The sequence below is a fragment of the Mycobacterium sp. UNC410CL29Cvi84 genome, from assembly GCF_000686745.1.
GTDB lineage: Bacteria > Actinomycetota > Actinomycetes > Mycobacteriales > Mycobacteriaceae > Mycobacterium > Mycobacterium mucogenicum_B.
Genome location: NZ_JMLM01000001.1, coordinates 141,899 through 163,154, shown reverse-complemented (window position 1 = coordinate 163,154; position 21,256 = coordinate 141,899). Strand labels below are relative to the sequence as shown.

18 protein-coding genes are annotated in these 21,256 nt (G+C 68.8%); 12 read left to right on the top strand and 6 right to left on the bottom strand.

Annotated elements, in window-relative coordinates:
* The first annotated feature begins 6 nt into the window (after positions 1 to 6).
* Positions 7 to 1,572 carry a tRNA (N6-isopentenyl adenosine(37)-C2)-methylthiotransferase MiaB gene (gene miaB, locus BR47_RS0100845; protein WP_029118295.1) on the top strand — a complete coding sequence of 522 codons (1,566 nt, stop codon included), beginning with the start codon at positions 7 to 9 and terminating at the stop codon, positions 1,570 to 1,572.
* Positions 1,560 to 2,168, top strand: coding sequence for an Rv2732c family membrane protein (locus BR47_RS0100840; protein WP_029118294.1), 609 nt, complete (start codon positions 1,560 to 1,562; stop codon positions 2,166 to 2,168). Before miaB ends, BR47_RS0100840 begins: the two co-directional genes overlap by 13 nt.
* Here BR47_RS0100840 and BR47_RS0100835 read toward each other — a convergent pair.
* Positions 2,158 to 3,486 carry a DUF349 domain-containing protein gene (locus tag BR47_RS0100835; protein WP_029118293.1) on the bottom strand — a complete coding sequence of 443 codons (1,329 nt, stop codon included), beginning with the start codon at positions 3,484 to 3,486 and terminating at the stop codon, positions 2,158 to 2,160. The two genes, BR47_RS0100840 and BR47_RS0100835, sit on opposite strands and share 11 nt — an antisense overlap.
* 140 nt (positions 3,487 to 3,626) lie before the next feature.
* Between BR47_RS0100835 and BR47_RS0100830 the strand changes: the two genes are divergently transcribed.
* Genes BR47_RS0100830 through hflX form a run of 4 tightly spaced genes read left to right on the top strand, consistent with a single transcriptional unit; the run spans position 3,627 to position 7,565 of the window.
* Entirely contained in the window at positions 3,627 to 4,322 is a 696-nt protein-coding gene (locus BR47_RS0100830; protein ID WP_029118292.1) for a class III extradiol ring-cleavage dioxygenase family protein, read from the top strand.
* The gene (gene miaA / locus BR47_RS0100825; RefSeq protein WP_029118291.1) at positions 4,319 to 5,242 is read left to right on the top strand and encodes a tRNA (adenosine(37)-N6)-dimethylallyltransferase MiaA; all 924 of its coding nucleotides are present in this window, start codon (positions 4,319 to 4,321) and stop codon (positions 5,240 to 5,242) included. Before BR47_RS0100830 ends, miaA begins: the two co-directional genes overlap by 4 nt.
* Before the next feature lie 4 nt (positions 5,243 to 5,246).
* Positions 5,247 to 6,137 carry a diaminopimelate epimerase gene (gene dapF, locus BR47_RS0100820; RefSeq protein WP_029118290.1) on the top strand — a complete coding sequence of 297 codons (891 nt, stop codon included), beginning with the start codon at positions 5,247 to 5,249 and terminating at the stop codon, positions 6,135 to 6,137.
* Positions 6,138 to 6,164: 27 nt separating this feature from the next.
* Entirely contained in the window at positions 6,165 to 7,565 is a 1,401-nt protein-coding gene (gene hflX / locus BR47_RS0100815) for a GTPase HflX (RefSeq protein WP_020101862.1), read from the top strand.
* A gap of 1 nt (position 7,566) precedes the next feature.
* Here hflX and BR47_RS29400 read toward each other — a convergent pair whose 3' ends face one another.
* Entirely contained in the window at positions 7,567 to 9,192 is a 1,626-nt protein-coding gene (locus BR47_RS29400) for a PE-PPE domain-containing protein (RefSeq protein WP_051634541.1), read from the bottom strand.
* Positions 9,193 to 9,603: 411 nt separating this feature from the next.
* Here BR47_RS29400 and BR47_RS0100805 point away from each other — a divergent pair, with 411 nt between their 5' ends.
* From BR47_RS0100805 to BR47_RS0100795, 3 genes are all read left to right on the top strand, one after another.
* Positions 9,604 to 10,986, top strand: coding sequence for a DEAD/DEAH box helicase (locus BR47_RS0100805; RefSeq protein ID WP_020101860.1), 1,383 nt, complete (start codon positions 9,604 to 9,606; stop codon positions 10,984 to 10,986).
* Positions 10,987 to 11,082: 96 nt separating this feature from the next.
* On the top strand, positions 11,083 to 12,240 hold the full coding sequence (locus tag BR47_RS0100800; protein WP_029118289.1) for an acyl-CoA dehydrogenase family protein: 1,158 nt from the start codon (positions 11,083 to 11,085) through the stop codon (positions 12,238 to 12,240).
* Between the two features lie 173 nt (positions 12,241 to 12,413).
* Complete coding sequence (locus BR47_RS0100795) at positions 12,414 to 14,648, top strand: sunset domain-containing protein (protein WP_029118288.1); 2,235 nt, start codon at positions 12,414 to 12,416, stop codon at positions 14,646 to 14,648.
* Positions 14,649 to 14,714: 66 nt separating this feature from the next.
* On the opposite strand, the gene lexA is transcribed toward BR47_RS0100795, so the two are convergent.
* Positions 14,715 to 15,404 (bottom strand): transcriptional repressor LexA, encoded by a 690-nt coding sequence (lexA, locus tag BR47_RS0100790; protein ID WP_029118287.1) that lies wholly within the window; start codon positions 15,402 to 15,404, stop codon positions 14,715 to 14,717.
* Between the two features lie 250 nt (positions 15,405 to 15,654).
* On the opposite strand from lexA, the gene BR47_RS0100780 reads away from it, so the two are divergent.
* Both BR47_RS0100780 and nrdR read left to right on the top strand, forming a co-directional pair.
* Positions 15,655 to 16,128: a LysM peptidoglycan-binding domain-containing protein gene (locus BR47_RS0100780; RefSeq protein WP_029118285.1), complete on the top strand. Its 474-nt coding sequence runs from the start codon at positions 15,655 to 15,657 to the stop codon at positions 16,126 to 16,128.
* Positions 16,129 to 16,239: 111 nt separating this feature from the next.
* Complete coding sequence (nrdR, locus tag BR47_RS0100775) at positions 16,240 to 16,713, top strand: transcriptional regulator NrdR (RefSeq protein WP_029105324.1); 474 nt, start codon at positions 16,240 to 16,242, stop codon at positions 16,711 to 16,713.
* On the opposite strand, the gene BR47_RS0100770 is transcribed toward nrdR, so the two are convergent.
* Both BR47_RS0100770 and BR47_RS0100765 read right to left on the bottom strand, forming a co-directional pair.
* On the bottom strand, positions 16,710 to 17,732 hold the full coding sequence (locus BR47_RS0100770) for an alpha/beta fold hydrolase (protein WP_029118284.1): 1,023 nt from the start codon (positions 17,730 to 17,732) through the stop codon (positions 16,710 to 16,712). The genes nrdR and BR47_RS0100770 overlap by 4 nt on opposite strands.
* A gap of 44 nt (positions 17,733 to 17,776) precedes the next feature.
* Complete coding sequence (locus tag BR47_RS0100765) at positions 17,777 to 18,718, bottom strand: proteasome assembly chaperone family protein (protein ID WP_051128516.1); 942 nt, start codon at positions 18,716 to 18,718, stop codon at positions 17,777 to 17,779.
* Positions 18,719 to 18,909: 191 nt separating this feature from the next.
* Between BR47_RS0100765 and BR47_RS0100760 the strand changes: the two genes are divergently transcribed.
* Positions 18,910 to 19,761 carry a trypsin-like serine peptidase gene (locus BR47_RS0100760; protein ID WP_029118283.1) on the top strand — a complete coding sequence of 284 codons (852 nt, stop codon included), beginning with the start codon at positions 18,910 to 18,912 and terminating at the stop codon, positions 19,759 to 19,761.
* On the opposite strand, the gene sthA is transcribed toward BR47_RS0100760, so the two are convergent.
* Positions 19,758 to 21,173, bottom strand: a complete 1,416-nt coding sequence (gene sthA / locus BR47_RS0100755; RefSeq protein ID WP_029118282.1) for a Si-specific NAD(P)(+) transhydrogenase — start codon at positions 21,171 to 21,173, stop codon at positions 19,758 to 19,760. The genes BR47_RS0100760 and sthA overlap by 4 nt on opposite strands.
* Positions 21,174 to 21,256: the final 83 nt, after the last annotated feature.

The window sequence follows — 21,256 nt, the reverse complement described above, 5'->3', positions numbered from 1 at the left end:
CCGGACGTGGAAGCTGACGCCACGGAGTCCGCTACGGGTTCCGGCGCGGGACGCACCTACCAGGTCCGCACCTATGGGTGTCAGATGAACGTCCACGATTCCGAGCGGCTCGCCGGCCTGCTCGAGGACGCCGGTTACCGGCGTGCCGAGGACGGCGACGACGCCGACGTCGTGGTCTTCAACACCTGCGCGGTGCGCGAGAACGCCGACAACAAGCTCTACGGCAACATCAGCCACCTGGCGCCGCGTAAGCAGACCGACCCGAACATGCAGATCGCCGTCGGCGGCTGCCTGGCGCAGAAGGACCGTGACGCGGTGCTGAGCAAGGCGCCGTGGGTCGACGTGGTGTTCGGCACGCACAACATCGGCTCGCTGCCGGTGCTGCTGGAACGCGCCCGCCACAACCGCGAAGCCCAGGTCGAGATCGTCGAGGCCCTGCAGGAATTCCCCTCGGCCCTGCCGGCCACGCGCGAATCCTCTTATGCTGCTTGGGTTTCCATCTCGGTGGGCTGCAACAACACCTGCACGTTCTGCATCGTGCCGTCGCTGCGCGGCAAGGAGGTCGACCGGCGTCCGGGCGACATCCTCGCCGAGGTGAAGTCCCTCGTGGACCAGGGCGTCCTGGAGATCACGCTGCTGGGCCAGAACGTCAACGCGTACGGCGTCTCGTTCTCGCAGGATGAGCGGCTCCGCGAGAACCCGGATGCCTGGACCGACATCGAGCGCGATCGCGGCGCGTTCGCCAAACTGCTGCGCGCCTGCGGCGACATCGAGGGCCTCGAGCGGGTCCGGTTCACCTCGCCGCACCCCGCCGAGTTCACCGACGACGTCATCGAAGCCATGGCGGCCACCCCGAACGTCTGCCCGACGCTGCACATGCCGCTGCAGTCGGGATCGGACCGCATCCTCAAGGAGATGCGCCGCTCCTACCGGGCCGAGAAGTATCTCGGCATCATCGAGCGGGTGCGCGCCGCGATCCCGCACGCGGCCATCACCACCGACATCATCGTCGGGTTCCCGGGGGAGACCGAAGAGGATTTCCAGGCCACGCTCGACGTCGTCGAACGCGCCCGGTTCTCCAGCGCCTTCACGTTCCAGTACTCCAAGCGGCCCGGCACCCCGGCCGCCGAGCTGCCCGACCAACTCCCCAAAGAGGTTGTCTCCGAACGCTATATGCGGCTCATCGAGCTGCAGGAGCGCATCTCCTGGGAGGAGAATCTGGCGCAGGTCGGCCGGGAGGTGGAGCTGCTGGTGGCCACCGGCGAAGGCCGCAAGGATTCGGCCACCGAGAGAATGTCGGGCCGGGCGCGCGACGGCCGCCTGGTGCACTTCACCCCGGGCTTCGGCGACAATCGGGCTGCCGACATCCGTCCCGGCGACATCGTCACCACGACCGTCACCGGTGCCGCGCCGCACCACCTGATCGCCGATGCGCCGATCATCAGTCACCGCCGCACCCGCGCGGGCGACGCGCATGCCGCGGGCCGCAAACCCACCACCGGCGTCGGGCTGGGCATGCCGCAGATCGGCGCGCCCCCCGTCACGCCCGTAGAGCAGGGATGTTCACGATGAACGACACCAAGCCCGAACAGCCGACCGGCGGCTCGAACGGTGAATTCGAGGAATTCAAAGGCGACATCGACGCCGCCGAACAGCGCATCGCCCGGGAGATCGATCCGGGCGGCCGCGCCATGGTCGTGGCGATCTGCGTGTTCGTGATCCTGCTGTCGTTCGTGCTGCCGCACACCGGCGGCGTCAAGGGCTTCGACGTCTTGCTCGGCGATCAGGTCGCCCTCGACGCGAAGATCCTGCTGCCGTCGCGCGTGTTCGTCTGGCTGATCCTGGTGTTCAGCGTCGGCTTCTCGATGCTGGCGCTGCTGACCCGCCGCTGGGGCCTGGCCTGGATCGCGCTGGCCGGCTCCGCCGTGTCGTGCTTCCTCGGCATGCTCGCCATCTGGTCGCGCAACACCGTCGTCAAGCCGTATCCGGGACCCGGATTCGGGCTCTACCTGGCGTGGATCGCCGTCATCCTGCTGACGTTCCACTGGGCCCGCGTGGTGTGGTCACGCACCGCGGTGCAGCTGGCCGCCGAGGCGCAGCGCCGCGAGTCCACCGCCGAGCAGCAGAAACGCGGGCTGCTCGACGGCCCGGACGAACCTACTTCTTGATCGCGGCGGAAGCCGCGTCGGCCCACTCACGCCACTGCGCCGCACTGGCCCGCGCCTTCTCGGCATCCTTCGTCTTGCCGGCGGCCTCGGCCTTCTCGGCCTGACGCTCGAACTGCTCGGCGCGCTCGCGGAACTGGTCGGCCCGGGCCTGCGCCTCCGGGTCGCTCCAGCCGCTCTGTGCGGCGTCGCGGATCTTCTTCTCGACGGCCCGCAGCCGGCGCTCCAACTCCGCGGTGCGGTCGCGCGAGGCCTTGCCGATGGCGTCCCACTTGTCGCCGATGGCCCGGAATGCCGCGCGTGCGGCGTCGACATCGCTGATGTCGATCTTCTCGGCCTCGGCCAGCAGCTCGGCCTTGGCGTCGGCGTTGGCGTTGAACTCGGCGTCCTTCTCGGCGTTGACCGCGTTGCGGGCGCTGAAGAACGTGTCCTGGGCGGCCTTGAACCGCTTCCACAGGGCGTCGTCGACGTCCTTGGCGGCGCGGCCCGCGGCCTTCCACTGCGTCAGCAGATCGCGGAACGTCGCGGCGGTGGCGCCCCAGTCAGTCGAGCTGGACAGCGCTTCGGCGCGCTCACACAGCGCCTCCTTGGCCTGTCGCACGCCGACGCGCTCGCGATCGAGCTCGGCGAAGTGCGAGCCCCGGCGTCGGTTGAACGCCTCGCGGGCCGCCGAGTAGCGCTTCCACAACGCGTCGTCGACCTTGCGGTCCAGGCCGGTGATGGTCCGCCACTCGTCGAGGATCGCGCGCAGCCGGTCGCCGCTGGCCTTCCACTGCGTGGAGTTGGCGCCGATCTCCTCGGCCTCGGCGGCCAGGGCTTCCTTGCGGGCGGTCTGGGCGGCCCGGTGCTCGTCGCGCTTGGCCCGCTCCTCCTGCGCGCTGGCGCCGGCCTGCTCGACGATCGTGGTCAGCCGGGCGGTCAGGGCATCGACATCGCCCAGTACCGAGGCCTCCGGCAGCGATTCCAGCAGCGTCGCGGCGGCCGACTTGATCTTGCGGGCGTCGCCGCTGCCGCTGCCGAGCCGGTGCTCCAGCAGCGCCACCTCGGTGCTCAGATCGTCGTAGCGGCGGCCGAAGTGGGCGTACGCGGCCTCGGCGTCGCCCGCCTGCCACGACGCGATCTTGCGCTCGCCGGCGGCGGTGATCAGCCACACCGTGCCGTCGTCGTCGACGCGGCCGAAGCGGTGCGGATCGCACGTCGGCGGGGCGGCCACCGGTGGGGCCGGAGGATGGTGCGGGATGGCGCTCGGTTTGGGACCGGGGCGCGGCGGACCGGGCCGAGGAGTCGGTTTCGGGGTGTTGCCGGGTTCGGTGGTGGTCATCTCGTGCTCCTCATGCCCGCGCGTGGGTGACCCACGCTTCTGCCGCGCGACGCGGCGCCGTCATCTGGTACTCGCACGCTATTCAAACAGGTCGACCCGCCGTCTGCGCAGGCGTTTGCCGGACTCGTTAGCGTGGACGCGTGCGTAGCGCCGGCCTGACACATATCGCCATCGTCCCGTCGGCCCCCATTCTGGTGCCTGAACTGGCGTCCGGCGCGGCGGTCGAACTGGCCGACCTGACGGCCGCGGTGCGGTGCGCGGCACAGGACCTTCCGGCGCGTTGGGTGGTGATCGGCGTCGGTCCGGGCGACGACCGGGTGTCCTCCGACGCGGTCGGCACCTTCGCCGGTTACGGCGCCGACGTCCGGGTCACGTTCACGCCGGACTCGTCCGGTGAGGTACGACCACTGCCGCTGTGCGCGCTGATCGCCGGCTGGGTGCGGGGGAATGTGACCGCGGGAGCGACGGTCGACGTGCGGGTTTTCGCCGACGACCTGGCTCCGGACATCGCGCTGGAGCGCGGTCGTGCCTTGCGCGCCGAGCTGGAATCGGCCGCTGACCCCGTCGGCGTGCTCGTGGTTGCCGACGGCGCGAACACCCTGACCGCCGCGGCGCCCGGCGGCTTCGATCCGGATTCGGTTGCGCGACAAGCACAGTGGGACGAGGCGCTGGGCACCGGCGACGTCGCCACGATCGCCGGCCTGTCCGGCGCACTCGGCCGCGTCGCCTACCAGGTGCTGGCCGGGCTGGCCGGACCGGACCCGAAAGCCACCGAGCTGTACCGCGGCGCGCCCTACGGCGTCGGCTACTTCGTCGGCACCTGGACCCCGCAGTGAGGCCCATCGCGGTTGTCGGCCCCACCGGAAGCGGCAAGTCGGCCCTGGGACTCGACCTCGCCGAACAGCTGGGCGGCGAGATCGTGAACGCCGACGCCATGCAGCTCTACCGCGGCATGGACATCGGCACCGCCAAGCTGACGGTGCCCGAGCGGCGCGGCATCGTCCACCATCAGCTCGACGTCCTCGAGGTCACCGACAACGCGACCGTCGCGAAGTACCAGGCGGCCGCCGCGGCCGACATCGAGGACATCGCCGCGCGCGGCGCCGTGCCGGTGATCGTCGGCGGATCGATGATGTACATCCAGGCACTGCTCGACGAATGGTCGTTCCCGGCGACCGATCCCGCGGTGCGGGCCCGGTGGGAGGACCGGCTGGCCGAGGTCGGGGTCACGGCCCTGCACAGCGAGCTGGCGCGCGTCGATCCCGAGGCCGCCGCGTCGATCCTGAACACCGACGGTCGGCGCATCGTGCGGGCGCTGGAGGTCGTCGAACTCACCGGCCGGCCGTTCGCGGCCTCGGCGCCACAGATCGGGGACCCGCGCTGGGACACCCTCATCGTCGGATTGGATTGGGACACAGAGGTTCTCGATGACCGGCTGCAGCGTCGGACCGACCTGATGTTCGCCTCCGGGCTGGTCGACGAGGTCGTCGCCCTGCGCGCCCGCGGCCTGCGCGACGGGGTGACGGCGGCCCGGGCCCTGGGCTACGCGCAGGTGCTGACGGCGCTGGACGCCGGCGGCGACGCGGCCGCCCTGGCCGAGGCGCAGGAACGCACATTCATCGGCACCCGGCGCTACGTACGGCGCCAGCGGTCCTGGTTCCGCCGCGATCACCGGATCGTCTGGCTTCCGGGGGACGCCTCGGACAGCGGGGCCAATGCGGCCGAGACCATCCGTCGGTGGCGCCACGTATCCTGAAGCTGTGCGGTTTTCGAAAGGGCACGGCACCCAGAACGACTTCGTGGTGCTGCCCGACGTCGACGCCGAACTGAAGCTGACCCCCTCGGTCATCGCCGCGCTGTGCGACCGGCGCCGCGGACTGGGGGCCGACGGCCTGCTGCGGGTCACCAAGGCGGGGGCCGCGCAGGAAGCCGGCGTGTTCGACCGGCTTCCCGACGGCGTCGCCGCCGACGACTGGTACATGGACTACCGCAACGCCGACGGCTCCATCGCCCAGATGTGCGGCAACGGCGTCCGCGTCTTCGCGCACTACCTGCGCGCCTCCGGGCTCGAACACCGCGACGAATTCGTCGTCGGCTCTCTGGCCGGGCCGCGTCCGGTGGTCCTGCACGGCGCCGACGCCGTCAACGCCGAGGTCACCGTCGAGATGGGCAAGGCCCGTTCGTTCGGGCACGGTAAGGCGGTCATCGCCGGCCGCACCTTCGAGGGCTTGGCCGTCGACGTCGGCAATCCGCACCTGGCCTGCGTCGATCCGTCGCTGAACATGGCCGGGCTCACCGCACTGGACGTCGCGGCGCCGGTGTCCTTCGACGCCGACCAGTTCCCCGAGGGCGTCAACGTCGAGGTGCTGACCGCGCCCGCCAACGGGGTGGTGGCCATGCGGGTGCACGAGCGCGGGGTGGGCGAAACCCGCTCCTGCGGAACCGGAACCGTCGCTGCCACGTTGGCAGCACTGAACCACACCGGCGCGGACACCGGCACCCTGCGGGTGGTGATCCCCGGCGGTGAGGTCAACGTGACCATCACCGCGGACACCAGCTTCCTGCGCGGGCCGTCGGTGCTGCTGGCGCACGGTGAACTGGCCGCCGAATGGTGGCACGAGAACGAAGGAAATTCAGATGCGGCCCGCTGACTTTGCGGGCACCATCGATAACTACCTATGACCTATCCCGAAACACCCAGCGTCGGTGAACTAGCCCTCGAAGACCGTGCGGCACTGCGCCGCGTTGCCGGTCTGTCGACCGAACTGGCCGACATCTCCGAAGTCGAATACCGCCAGCTGCGCCTCGAACGCGTGGTGCTGGTCGGCGTGTGGACCGACGGCACGTCGGCCGACGCCGACAACAGCCTGGCCGAACTCGCCGCCCTCGCCGAGACCGCCGGCTCCGAGGTCCTCGAAGGCCTCATCCAGCGCCGCGACAAACCCGACGCCTCGACCTACATCGGCTCCGGCAAGGCCCAGGAGCTGCGGGAGATCGTGCTCGCCACCGGCGCCGACACCGTCATCTGCGACGGTGAACTGAGCCCCGCGCAGCTGAACTCGCTGGAAAAGGTGGTGAAGGTCAAGGTCATCGACCGCACGGCGCTGATCCTCGACATCTTCGCCCAGCACGCCACCAGCCGCGAGGGCAAGGCCCAGGTGTCGCTGGCCCAGATGGAGTACATGCTGCCGCGACTGCGCGGCTGGGGTGAGTCCATGTCCCGGCAGGCCGGTGGTCGTGCCGGTGGTGCCGGTGGCGGTGTGGGTACGCGTGGTCCCGGTGAAACCAAGATCGAGACCGACCGGCGACGCATCCGCGAGCGGATGTCGAAGCTGCGCCGCGAGATCAAGGACATGAAGAAGATCCGCGACACCCAGCGGCACAGCCGCCGGGCCAGTGACACCCCGTCCGTCGCGATCGTCGGCTACACCAACGCCGGCAAGTCCAGCCTGCTCAACGCCCTCACCGGCGCCGGCGTGCTGGTGCAGAACGCGCTGTTCGCCACCCTCGAACCCACCACGCGCCGTGGCCAGTTGGACGACGGCCGGCCCTTCACGCTGACCGACACCGTCGGATTCGTCCGGCACCTGCCGACTCAGCTGGTCGAGGCGTTCCGGTCGACGCTGGAGGAGGTCGTCGACGCCGACCTGCTCGTCCACGTCGTCGACGGCTCCGATGCCGATCCGCTGGCGCAGATCAACGCGGTGCGCAAGGTCGTCGGGGAAGTCGTCGCCGAGTACGACATCGCTGCTCCACGTGAGTTGTTGGTGGTCAACAAGATCGACGCCGCCGGCGACCTGGCGCTCGCCCACCTGCGGCGCGCGTTGCCGGACGCCGTGTTCGTGTCAGCGCACACCGGTGAAGGTCTGGACCGGCTGCGGCTGCGCATGTGCGAGCTCGTCGAGCCGACCGACGCGGCCGTCGATGTGACCATTCCCTACGAGCGGGGCGACCTCGTGGCGCGCGTGCACGCGGAGGGCCGCGTCGAGGCCACCGAGCACACCGCCGACGGCACCCGGATCAAGGGCTGGGTGCCGATGGCGCTGGCCGCCAGCCTCGGCGAGTTCGTCACCGCCTAGTTCAGGCGGCAGCCTTGGCCGGCTTGTCGGCCTTCTCGGCGGCCGGCTTCACGGCCTTGGGGGTCTTGACCTTCTTGTCCTTCTTCGGCTTCTTGGCCTTGTCTCCGGTCTTGTCGGTGGTCTTGTCGCCGGACTTCTCGCCGCCCTTGTCGGTGGCAGAGGTCTGACCGTCCTTGGCCGGGCCCTGATCGGAGGTCGGGTCGGTGCCGGGCTTCGGATCCTGCTTCGGGCCGGTCGTGTCGGTGGTCTTGGGGTCGGTCACCTTGGTATCGGGTGTCTTCGTATCCGGGGTCTTGGTGTCGGTGCCCTTGGTATCGGTGTCCTTGGTGTCGGTGTCCTTGGGATCCGAGGTCGTCGACAGCTTCGGGGCGGTGGCGGGCGCGAGCTTGGTGTCACCGGTCGGTGTGGCGGACACCGCCGTCGGCGTGCTCGACGCGTTGCGGGCCGCCACCGTCGTCGGCGTCGGGGCCGGAGTGGTCGCGGCGATCGGAAGCTGCACCTTGCCGCCGGTGATGTCGCTGATCGCGGCCTTGACGCCCTGGCCCGCCGCGTTGATCAGGTCCACGGTCAGCGTGATGGGGTTGAGCAGCGGGATCAGCCGGAACGGCGCCGGGACGCCCGGGCTGAGGCTGCGGTCGTAGCCGGTGTCGATGAGCACGCGGAGCACGGGGGAGACCAGATCGACGATCGGCTTGATGATGAAGCTGGTGTGGGTGAAGCCGCCGAATTCCAGGAACGGCCGGACGATCGGCAGGGTCTTGGTCGGGATGGTGATGTAGGTGGTGTCGCCGTACACGGTCTGATTCTTCGGATCGGTGAGCGCGGCGTTCAGTTCCGGAGCCGTGTATTCGAGGTCGGGGATTTCGCCGACGTCGCTGTTCGCGTTCGGCGCCAGGTAGGTGCCGTGGACGTACCAGAAACCGGCGATGGCGTTGAGGTCGGCGAGCAGGTTGATCGGGTACAGCGGGAAGTCGGCGACGCCGTCGTACTCGAACGCGATGTCGGTGGTCTTGATACCGGTGTTGGTGGGTGCCGGCAGGCCGAAGGTGACGTCCCAGATCGGCACCGTGCCGAGGAGCGCCAGCCGTTCGAACAGGCCGCCGTTGGGCCGGTTGGTGTTGCCGATCATGACGAACGCCAGTGCGTCCTTCTGTGCCTGGGTCAGGCCGCCGAGTGTGGACTTCTCCCGGCTGACGATGTTGCCGCCCTGGGAGTAGCCGAAGATGATGACGGGATTCTGGGGCGTCGCTGTCGGCAGGGCCAGCTGTAGCGCCGTATCCAGCGCTTGGATGCCCTGGCCCGTCGAGTCGTTCCACTTGGCGCCGGACAGTCCACCCCAGCCGGGCAGGGGGATCGGCCAGAACTGGGCGGGATAGTTGATGCCTTTCAGCGTGCAGGTCGGCTGAGTGCACAACGGGTTGAACGGTGCGATGTAGTAGTTGTCGGAGTTCTCGCGGTAACCGGCCACGATGTTGGCATTCGGCGTGCCGGTGCCCGGGACGATCAGGGCGGTCGCGGCGAGGGTGAACGCGGCGGTCACCATGGAAACCACGCCCAGCAGAACGGTGCTCAGCACCGTCAGCATCACGGCTGCGGCTGCGGGGATGGTGCGTCCGAATGTGCGCATCCCTCGCCCCCTTTCGACGTCGCCGACCCCGGTCATCGGCACCCGTTTCGCATCGTCGCACTGTGGCCTGGCCGGTACCCGGCGTTTGCCGAAAATTTGTCGACCGTGTCGATTCTTCGGTACGGCCGTACCGACTGACCGTGGGTGAAATCACACCGTAGCCATACCGCCTGTGGGGCAAGGTCTTTCGCTGCGCGGGAGGGGCGGGGCTGCCTGTGGTCGTCAACGGTGCGAGTCGTTCGGCACTAAGCTTTGAACAACATCGGCTGCGCACCCATACCGGACGCGCCCGCTGATCACGTCGTGGAACGGCTGAGAGCCTTCAGTTCCCTCTGCACCAGCATTTCTCGCGGCGACCGATACTGCCGCCGGCATTGTCGACCCCCCGTGCCGGAAAGGCTGTGTCCCTTCATGTCCGCAGAACAATCATCGTCGTTCGCCGAGCTCGGCGTTCCCGAGGCGCTCGTCGCCTCGCTCGCCGGCCGCGGCATCGCTGCGCCGTTCCCGATCCAGATCAGCACGCTGCCCGACACCCTCGCGGGCCGGGATGTGCTCGGCCGCGGCCGCACGGGCAGTGGCAAGACGCTGGCCTTCTCCATTCCGCTCGTGGCCCGGCTGGCCGGCGCCGCGCGGCACCCGTCGCGTCCCACCGGTCTGGTGCTCGCCCCGACGCGCGAACTGGCGACCCAGATCGCCGCGACCGTCGAACCGCTGGCCACCGCCGTCGGACTGAAGGTGACCACCATCTTCGGTGGCGTGTCGCAGAACCGCCAGGTCGACGCGCTGCGCGGCGGCGTGGATATCGTCATCGCCTGCCCGGGCCGTCTCGAAGACCTCATGAAGCAGAAGCTGGTGAGCCTCGACGCCGTGCAGGTCACCGTGCTGGACGAGGCTGACCACATGGCCGACCTCGGCTTCCTGCCGGGCGTCACCCGGATTCTGGCGGCCACGCCCGCCGGCGGGCAGCGCATGCTGTTCTCCGCGACGCTCGACAACGGCGTCGACAAGCTGGTGCGGCGCTTCCTGTCCGACCCGATCACTCACTCTGTCGACGAGATCGACGCGCCGCCGCCGGCCATGACGCACCACGTGTTCCACGTCGCCGGTGCGGCCGAGAAGCGCGACCTGGTGCAGCGACTGGCGTCGGGCACCGGCCGCCGCATCCTGTTCATGCGCACCAAGCACCAGGCCCGCAAGCTGGCCCGGCAGCTCACCGAGGCCGGCGTGCCGTCGGTCGACCTGCACGGCAACCTGTCGCAGCCGGCGCGTGATCGCAACCTGGCCGCGTTCAGCTCGGGCGAGGCGCGCGTGCTCGTCGCCACCGACATCGCCGCGCGCGGCGTGCACGTCGACGAGGTCGAGCTCGTCGTCCACGTCGATCCGCCGGCCGAGCACAAGGCCTACCTGCACCGCTCGGGACGCACCGCCCGCGCCGGCAGCGCCGGCGATGTCGTGACCGTCGTGCTGCCCGAGCAGCGCAAGGACGCCCAGCAGCTGCTGCGCAAGGCCGGCATCACGGCCCGGCCGCAGGAAGTCGTCGCCGATTCAGCGCCGGTGCAGGCACTGGTCGGCGAGATCGCGCCGTACCGCGCGCCGGCACCCAAGGAGGCGCCCGCGCCTCGCGGCGGCAACCGTCCGGCCAAGACCGCGACGGCGGGACAGGCGCAGCGTCGTCGCCGCCGCAGCACAGGCGGTCTGCAGGCTCCTGGCCGTTCGCAGGCAGGACGTTCGCAGTCGCAGTCGGGTCGTTCGCAGGCCGGCCGTTCGCAGTCGGGACGTAGCCAGTCTCGGTAGTTCGTGCCCGGCGACGCGCCGGGTGTGGGCCCGCTCACAACCAACCGTCCGGTTGGGATAAGTTGTTGCAAACTTATCCAGTACCGGAGGTCTCGCATGGGTGTCATCAAGTACGACCGCACGTTGTTCGAACCCGAGCACGAGCTGTTCCGGGAGTCCTACCGCGCGTTCCTCGACCGGCACGCCGAGCCCTACCGCGAGGAATGGGAGAAGGCCAAGATCGTCGACCGCGAGGTCTGGCGCGAGGCGGGTAAGCAGGGCTTTCTCGGCATGGCCGTACCGGAGGAGTACGGCGGTGGCGGGAACCCGGACTTCCGCTACAACGTCATCGTCAGCGAGGAGACCGCGGCGGGACGGCACAGCGGCCTGGGCTTCACGCTGCAGAACGACGTCATCGCGCCGTACCTGCTGGAGTTGGCCAACGACGAGCAGAAGCAGCGCTGGCTGCCCGGATTCTGCAGCGGTGAACTGATCTGCGCCATCGCCATGACCGAACCGGGCACCGGCAGTGACCTGCAGGGCATCAAGACCCGCGCGGTCAAGGACGGTGACCACTGGGTCCTCAACGGCTCGAAGACGTTCATCACCAACGGCATTCATGCCGACCTCGTGATCGTGGTGGCGTGCACCGACCCCGACAAGGGCGCGCAGGGCTTCAGCCTGTTCGTTGTCGAGCGCGGCATGGCGGGTTTCGAGCGCGGCCGTCATCTCGACAAGATCGGCCTCGACGCGCAGGACACCGCGGAATTGTCGTTCACCGACGTCAGAGTTCCGGCCGAGAACCTGCTCGGGGCCGAGGGCATGGGATTCGTGTATCTGATGCAGAACCTGCCCCAGGAGCGCATTTCCATCGCCGTGATGGCAGCCGCCGCGATGGAGGCCGTTCTGGAATCGACATTGCAATACGCCAAGGAGCGTAAAGCGTTCGGCAAGCCGATCGGCAGCTTCCAGAACAGCCGATTCGTGTTGGCGGAACTGGCGACGGAGGCCACCGCGGTGCGAATCATGGTCGACGAGTTCATTCGCCTGCATCTCGATCGAAAGCTGACAATCGACCAGGCGGCGATGGCCAAATGGTATTCGACAGAGGCGCAGGTCCGTCTGGTCGACCGGTGTCTGCAGCTGCACGGTGGCTACGGGTATATGCGCGAATATCCCATTGCCCGGGCATTCCTGGACTCGCGGATCCAGACCATCTACGGCGGAACCACCGAGATCATGAAGGAGATCATCGGCCGCGGATTGGGCGTTTAACTAATTGCCGCGCGAATTTATTTGCATATCGAACCGCGACACACTGGTGCGTCACTGCCCGATATCCCGCACGATGGGCATGAACTGAAGCAAAGTTGACAGAATCTCTCAATCAAGAGAGTTTGTCTGACGGAATTTGTATCCGGAGTTTTGCCGACCGCGGGAGGAATTCGATGACCGGGCTGCGAACCCGCGGCGGATGGGCTGGTGTCTGGGCCCTTTCTGTCGCGGTGGCATTGCTCATGGCTCCGACGGCATACGCGACACCGGAAAGCGACGCCGACGCGGCGATATCCCACACGTGGGATGCCGCGGGCGGTGACACAGGTGAGCTGGGCGCCAAGGACGGTGACGTTTACCAGGTCGGCGCGGGCTTTGCGCAGAACTTCGCGGGCGGCAAGATCTATTTCAGCGAGAGCACCGGCGCCCACCTCATCTACGGCGCGATTCTCGACAAATATCAGGCGCTGGGCGGCGCCGCGGACAGCGATCTCGGCTTCCCGACCATCGACGAGGGTGCCGGCAAGGCCACCGACAGCCGGAACAGCACGTTCAGCGCCGCCGACAAGCCGGTGATCTTCTGGACGCCCGACAACGGCGCCTGGGTGGTGCGCGGTGCCATCAACGCGGCCTGGGACAAGCTCGGCGGTTCGGCGGGCACCCTCGGTGTGCCCACGGCCGACGAGTCCTGGAAAGGTGACGTCGTCACCCAGCCCTTCACCGGCGGTGAGGTGAGCTGGAACGCCAAGACCAAGACGTTCACCACCACGCCGGCCGACCTGGCCGGCCAGCTGACCGGGGTGGACGTGCCGGGCGACGCGACGACGGCCATCGCCGCGGCGCGCCGCGCGGCCGGCGGCCCGCAGGGCACCCTCGGGGACGAGCAGGGCGCCCAGTACAAGGTCGGCGACGGCGTGGCGCAGAACTTCGCCGGCGGCACCATCTTCTATTCGCCGGCGACCGGTGCGCACGCGATCACCGGCGATGTGCTGGCCAAGTACCGCGCAGCCGGCGGACCGCAGGGCGATCTCGGATTCCCCGCGAGCAACGAGACCGACGGCGGCATTGCGCCGAAGAGCCGGATCGCTACCTTCGCCGCCGCCGACAACCCGGCGATCTTCTGGACGCCCGAGCACGGCGCGTTCGTCGTCCGCGGCGCGATGAACGCGGCGTGGGACAAGCTCGGCGGCGCCACCGGCAAGCTCGGCGCACCGACCGCCGACCAGACGGTCAACGGCGACGTCGTCAGCCAGAAGTTCAGCGGCGGGTCGATCTCGTGGAACAAGTCCACCCGGGCGTTCAGCACCGAGCCGGCCGAGCTGGCGTCGCAGTTGGGCGGCCTGCAGGTGCCCAGCGTCGATCTGCCGGGTGGCGTGACCTCGCAGGCCGACGAGTCCGGCAAGTGGTACCAGTTCCACTGGTGGTGGCTGCTGGCGATCATCCCGCTGTTGCTGGTGGTGGTCGGCATCGTGATCGCGGCGCTGCTGCGACGCCGGCGGAGTGCCGGCCAGGACGCCGTCGACGACCAGGACGCGTACGACTACGACGACCACGAGTTCGGCGACGGGGAGTACGGCGACCCGCAGTATGCGGACGGCGGCGCCGACAGCGAGTACGGCGACGAGTACCCGGCCGAGGACCAGCATTTCGACGGCCCGCACGGGGGACCCGAGTTCCAGAGCAACCCGGACGTCATCGACACCGCGCCGACGGTGTACCCCGATTTCACGGCCGGACAGCCCGCGGCCGAGCCTGCCGCGGATGAGGCGGATGAGCCGGCCGACGACGAGTTCGAGGCACAGGCCGAAGCCGAGGCCCAACCGGTGGACGCGGCCGAGCCCAGTGAGCCCACCGAGTCGGAGCCGGAAGACGACGAGTCCGCCGACGAGCCGACGACGTCGGTGCAGCTTCCCGAGGCCCTGCGTCGCGGTGGTGCGGCAGCGGGCCTGACGGCGGCCGGGTTGGCGGGCTTCGCGGGTCTGCGGCCCCGGGACGCCGGCGAGCGGGCGGCTGACGAGGGTGCGCCCGAGCCGCAGGAGCAGATCGCCGAGGCCGAGGCGGAGGACGTGCCGGCAGTGGAACCGGCTGCCGAATCGCCTGTGGAAGCGCCGGTGGACGAGCCGCCGGCGATCGCGACGCCGGCGATCGCGACGCCGGCCGAGGAGGCCGTGGTGGCCGGCCCGGCCAGCGGCAGGCACCACGCGCTGGGGGCCGAGGAGCCCGAGACCGCGCAGATGTCGTTCCGCGTTGCCACGGGTGCGGAGCCGCCCGAGGGCTACGGCATCAAGGCCAATACGGAGTCGGGTTTGTACTGGGTGCCGGGGTCCCCCGGATATGACGAAGCGCCCGTCCAAATCTGGTTTGCCAGTGAGGAATTCGCGGTCACCAACGGGTTCATCCGCGGCTGACGTGAGTCACGACTGAGCCCCGCTGCGAGCGACTGCAGCGGGGCTCATCTGTAGGTCCGGCGGGCGTCAGATCTTGCGGATGACGGTCACGACCTTGCCGAGCACGACCGCGTCGTTGCCCGGGATCGGATCGAACGCCGGGTTGTGCGGCATCAGCCACACCTGGCCCTTCGTGCGCTTGAAGGTCTTCACCGTGGCCTCACCGTCGATCATCGCCGCGACGATGTCCCCGTTGTCGGCCACGTTCTGCTGCCGCACGACGACCCAGTCGCCGTCGCAGATCGCGGCGTCGATCATCGACTCGCCGACCACCTTCAGCAGGAACAGCGAGCCCTCGCCCACGAGTTCGCGGGGGAGCGGGAAGACGTCCTCGACGGCCTCTTCGGCCAGGATCGGGCCACCGGCGGCGATCCGGCCGAGCACCGGGACGAAGGTCGGCTCGGGCAGTGCGTCCGAACCGGCGACGTCGGTGGTGATGGTGGCGCCGGTCGAGTCGTCCGCGCCGCGCACGTCCACGGCGCGCGGGCGGTTCGGGTCGCGGCGCAGATAGCCCTTCTTCTCCAGCGTGCGCAGCTGGTGGGCCACCGACGAGGTCGAGGTGAGCCCGACGGCGTCGCCGATCTCCCGGATGCTGGGGGGGTAGCCGCGCGTGGTGACCGAGGTGCGGATGACGTCGAGGATGGTCCGCTGGCGCTCGGTGAGGCTGCTGGACCGTCCGCCTGGCTGGGCGTCCGGGGTAACGGTGCTGTCGCTCATGGAGACGAATCTAGCCCAGTGCGCACGATTCATCAAACATGTGTTCGAGATCGGGTGGCTCGGCGTGTCGCGGGCGGATCCGGTCGTGACGTCGCGAAAGGGGCGGCGGAGTCGGGGAACGGAACTTGTCGGTGGGTCGTCGTATCGTTCGCAACAGTTCGATCACATGTTCTACCGTTCGAACATTTGGGCGATATAGTCGAACACAAGAGCGATCGAACCTATGTACGAACTGCTGAGAGGAACCGACATGACCGTCATCACCCGCGAATACCCGACCGACGTCGTCGTCCGCACCGTGCCTCGGCGTGGAGATGTCAATCGGCACCGCCAGGCCCGGCTGCGTCCGGCCGGCTCCCGTCCCGCGGGCGCGGCCTTCCGCCATCGGGGCACCGGCGTCCTGACCTCCCGCGCCTCACACCGCCGCAACCCGATCACGCCGTTGACCACGGTGCTGCTGGCCCTCGTCGCAGCCGGGATCACGGTGTGGCTGGGTCTGGTCGCACAGTTCGGTGAAGCTGTCCAGCCGACCTCTTCGGCGGCCTCCGTGCCCGCGCAGCTCGCGGTGGTCCGGGTGCAGACCGGGGAGTCGATCCAGCAGGTCGCCCGGCGGGTGGCGCCCGATGCGCCGGTCAGCGCCGTCGTCGACCGCATCAAGGAACTGAACAAGCTGCCGTCGGTGGCCCTGAATGCCGGGCAGACGCTGATCGCGCCGGTCGGCTGAGGACGGCCCGTGCGCACCTCGATCGGCACGGCGCCCGGCCGCGTCCGAGCGGCACGGGTAGGCTCGAGACCGTTCGAAACGGTCGATTGTCGGTGCGGCGAAGGAGCGGTGATGCACTGTCCGTTCTGCCGGCATCCGAACTCGCGTGTGGTCGATTCACGAGAAGCTGATGAAGGGCAGGCGATTCGGCGTCGCCGGTCATGCCCGGAGTGCGGGCGCCGGTTCACCACGGTGGAGACCGCAGTCGTTGCGGTGGTCAAACGTAGCGGCGTCACCGAACCGTTCAGCCGGGACAAGGTGATCAAGGGCGTACGGCGCGCCTGCCAGGGGCGGCAGGTCGACGACGATGCCCTGAACCTGTTGGCACAGAAGGTCGAAGATGCGGTGCGGGCCACCGGATCTCCCGAAGTGCCCAGCCATGAGGTCGGGTTGGCGATCCTCGGTCCGCTGCGTGACCTCGATGAGGTCGCCTATCTGCGGTTCGCTTCGGTGTACCGTTCATTCTCGTCCGCTGAGGACTTCGAACGGGAAATCGAGGCGCTGCGCGCGCACCGCGGCGTCACGTCGTCGGCCGACGGACACTAGGTCGCGCTGCGCTCGTCGGTCTCCATCGCGTCGAACACCGCGGCTTTCATATCGACCGAGGCGTCCATCGTCTTTGTTGTGACGCCGGCCTGAAGAAGGCCGCGCAGGGCGTCACGGTCGTAGACGGACGGCGCGGTCGTGTCGATGAACTCCTCGATGAGTTTCACGAACCGGTCGGGGTCGTCGTGAAACGGGAAATGTCCTGAATTGTCGAAGAACTCGAGCCGGGAACCCGGCATCGCGGCGTGGGCCAGTTCGCCATGCGCGGCCGGGATGACGGCATCCTGGGTGCCCCAAACCAATTGCACCGGAATGGCTTCGGTCAAATAACATCGGTCCAGCATCGTGACCACCTGGCCGCGCCAGTCGACAACGGCACGCAGGGTCCGCGCGAAGGCAGACGAGGCCTTGGGCTCGGGCAGGTCGTTGAGGATCCGCAGCATGTTCGGCAGGTCGTGTCCCAGACCGGTCGACCCGAGGAGCGCACCGCCGAGACGCCCGGCGAGCTGAAGTGCGGGCAGCACCAACGGAATCCGCAACAGTGCCAGCGCTTCGGTGCCCAACGGCAGCGCCGCGAGCCGCAGTGCGATGTTCACGTCGCGGGTGACACCGCCGGCGCCGACCAGCACCAGGCGATCGATCAACTGCGGGAACTGGTAGGCGAACTGCATGGCCACGCCGCCGCCCAGGGAATGGCCGACGACCGTCACGCGTTCGATGTCCAGCACGCTGAGCAGGTCCCGCATGCCGTTGGCGTACGCCGCCACCGAGTAGTCGGCGCGCGGCTTGTCGGACTGGCCGTGGCCGAGCAGGTCCGGAGCGATGACGGTGAATCGCTGGGCGAGGCGCGTCTGCACGGTTTCCCACGTGGTGGAGTTGTCGCCGATGCCGTGGATCAGCAGGATCGCCGGCCCGGAACCTGCTATCCGGAAGGCTCGCCGGTAGCCGTGGATGGTGCGGTACTCCAGCCGCGGCGTCACGTCACGCACCGAGTGCAGGTTGGGCTTCCCGTCGGACATCGTCCCAGCTCCTTCCCATCGTGTCGGCCAAGCCGACCGCGTGGTCAGTCGCCGACAGTGCCGTCGTCGCCGGCCTGGGGATCGGAGAACCCATCGCCGGACTGTTCGGCGAGGAACTGCTCGAACTGTGCGCCGAGCTCGTCGCCGCTGGGTAGTTCCTCGTCACGTGCCAGCAACGACCGATTTTCCTGAGCAGCGACGAACGAATCGTACTGTTGTTCCAGTGCACTGACCACTTGAGCGACTTCGGCGCTGGCCTCCACCTGCTCGCTGATCTTGGTGTACACCTCGGCGCCCGCCTCGGACAGCTCGTGCAGCGGAATCTGCAGCGACGCGATCCGGGAGACCTCACCCAGCAACGCTTCCGCGGCGGGCGGATACGCGGTCTGCGCCAGGTAGTGCGGCACATGCACGGTGAAGCCCAGGGCTTCGTGGCCGTGCTGAATCAGCCTGTACTCCAACAGGTTCGACACACTGGCCGGAACCTGCACCTCGCCCACCCACGGCGTGTGATCGGCGATCAGTTCCTTGTTGCCGGCGTGTGCGGTCATGGTGACTGGGCGGGTGTGCGGGACCGCCATCGGGATGGCACCCAGCCCGATGACCTGCCGGACCCCGAGCCGCTCGGAGAGCAGCCGCACCGCGGTGATGAAACGTTCCCAGCGCAGATCCGGCTCCATGCCGGCCAGCAGCAGGAACGGCGTCCCGGCGGTGTCGTGCAGCGCGTACAGGTTCAGCTCGGGATCGTCGTACTTGGTGAAGTGATCGGTCGTGAACGTCATCAGCGGCCGGCGCGACCGGTAATCGAGCAGTTCGTCGATGGCGAACGACGCGACCAGTTCGGTGTCCAGCGTGTTCTTCAGGTGCTCGGCGGCCAGGCGGATGGCGTGGCCGGCATCGGAGAAGCCTTCGAGGGCGTGCACCATCACCGGTCCGCGGCCGTCGGCGGCCGATAGCTGGGGCGCGGGGAACTCCAGCTCGTACATGCCGCTCTGCTCGGGCTGATACTGCTGGCCCCGGCTGTCGTCGGGCCGCTGGCCGCTCGCGTCGGGCGCGTTCCCGTCGTGCTCGCTCACCTTCACACTCCTTGCCGTCCTGCGTGCCACACCTCGCCGGATGTGTCTCTTACAAGTGTCGCGCATTCTTGTGTTGTTCCCGGTGTCGGGCCGCAGTACGCATGGTGCACCAGGTGCTGCTCGTGCAGTTGGTATCGGGCAAGATCGGACAAATGCTGGGCACCCGATTGGCCGTGAGCGCGTGCGTCGCGCTGCTGGCCACTGCGTGCAGCCCGCCCACGATCAAGGCCGATCCCCGTGGTGGGGACGCCGGCACGGTCGCCGCGGGTGCGGCAGCGGTCCCGGAGCCCCGTCCCGATCCGCGCGTCGGAGCGGTGTTCCTGGGCAGCGATTCGGTGCACACCTGCAGTGGCGCGGTGCTCGATTCGCTGGCCGGGAATCTGATCATCACGGCCGCACACTGCCTGGATGCGTCGTTCGACGCGACGTTCGCGCCTGGTTACCGCGGCGGTGTCCCCGGCGACTTCTGGCACATCGACGCGGTCTACCTGGATCCGCGCTGGGTGCATGGCCAGGACCCGGCCGCCGACTACGCGATCGCCCGGGTCAGCCACGGCGGCGCGGCCACGACCGAGACGCTGGAACATCGCGCCGGCGGCGGCTTCGTGCTCGGCACCGCGCCGGGCCCGGATGTTCCGATCACGGTGACGGGATACCCGCTGGGCGACGGCGGGGGCCAGGTCAGCTGTAGCGGGCCGACGTCACGCCCCGACCGCGGGTTCCCGGCGCTGCGCTGCCCGGGATTGGTGGACGGCACCAGCGGCTCGCCGTGGGTGTCTGCGGCCGAGGTCAGGGGAGTGGTCGGCGGCTTGCAGGGCGGTGGCTGCAGCGGCAACGACCTGTCGTACTCGTCGCCCTTCGATGTGCAGATCCAGGTGCTCTATCAGCGGGCCCAGGAGGGCGGACCCGCCGACCGTGCCACGGGCGCCCCCGACGACGGCTGCAGCAGCTAGACCTTGAACTGGTTCAGCGCCCGCAGCTTGTTCATCACGTCGAGCGCGGCGACCTTGTAGGCCTCGGAGAAGGTCGGGTAGTTGAAGACGGCGTCGACCAGGTACTCGACGGTCCCGCCGCAGCCCATCACGGCCTGGCCGATGTGGACGAGTTCGGTGGCGTTGGAGCCGAAGATGTGCACGCCGAGCAGCGCGAGGTCCTCGGTGGACACCAGGAGTTTGAGCATTCCGTACGAGTCGCCGGCGATCTGTCCGCGGGCCAGTTCCCGGTAGCGCGACACCCCGACCTCGTACGGAACCGCGCTGTCGGTGAGATCGACTTCGGTGGCGCCGACGTACGACACCTCGGGAATCGAGTAGATGCCGATCGGCTGCAGGTCGGTCATGCCCTTACAGGGCTCGCCGAAGGCGTGGTACGCCGCCAGCCGGCCCTGGTCCATCGAGGTCGCGGCCAGTGCCGGGAAGCCGATGACGTCGCCGACGGCGTAGATGTGGTCGACCTTGGTCTGGTAGTTGTCGTCGACGAAAATCCTTCCGCGACTGTCGATCTCGAGCCCGGCCTGGGCGACGTCGAGGTGCTCGGTCTGCCCCTGCCGGCCGGCCGAGTACATCACCGTCTCGGCGGGGATCTGCTTGCCGCTGGCGAGCGTGGTCAAGGTTCCGGCGGGACCCACGTCCACCGCGGTCACCTCTTCGCCGAAGCGGAACGTCACCGCGAGGTCGCGCAGGTGGAATTTGAGGGACTCGATGATCTCGGAATCGCAGAAGTCCAGCATCGTCGGGCGCTTCTCGATCACGGTCACCTTGGTGCCGAGCGCGGCGAACATGGACGCGTACTCGATACCGATGACGCCCGCGCCGACCACCACCATCGACTGCGGCAGACTCTTGAGGTCCAGGATCCCGTCGGAGTCCAGGACACGTTCTTCGTCGAACTTCACCCCGGCCGGCCGCACGGGCTTGGTGCCGGTGGCGATGACGACATACCGCGCCCGGATGTTGACGTTCTCGTCGCGGGTGGGGTCCTCGATGACCAGGGTGTGCGGGTCGAGGAAGCGGCCATGCCCTTCGAACAGCTCGACCCCGTTGCGCAGGAGCTGGTTACGGACCACGTCCTGTTCCCGGCCGATGACGTGCGTGGTGCGGCGCAGCAGATCGGCAGGGGTGATCCGTTCCTTCACCCGGTAACTGGAGCCGTACAGTTCGCGCTGGCTCATCCCCGTGAGGTAGACGACCGCCTCACGCAACGTCTTGGACGGGATGGTCCCGGTGTTCACGCAGACGCCGCCGAGCATGCGTCCACGCTCGATGACTGCGACGGATTTTCCCAGCTTGGCGGCGGCGATCGCGGCCTTCTGCCCACCGGGGCCGGATCCGATGACGACGAGGTCGAACTCCTGCGTGGAACCCATGACAGCCAGGTTGGCACGGCGCGGGTGATCACGCAGCCCGATCACCGGCGAACTTTGCGGAAACACCTCGAGTGGGGCCCGTT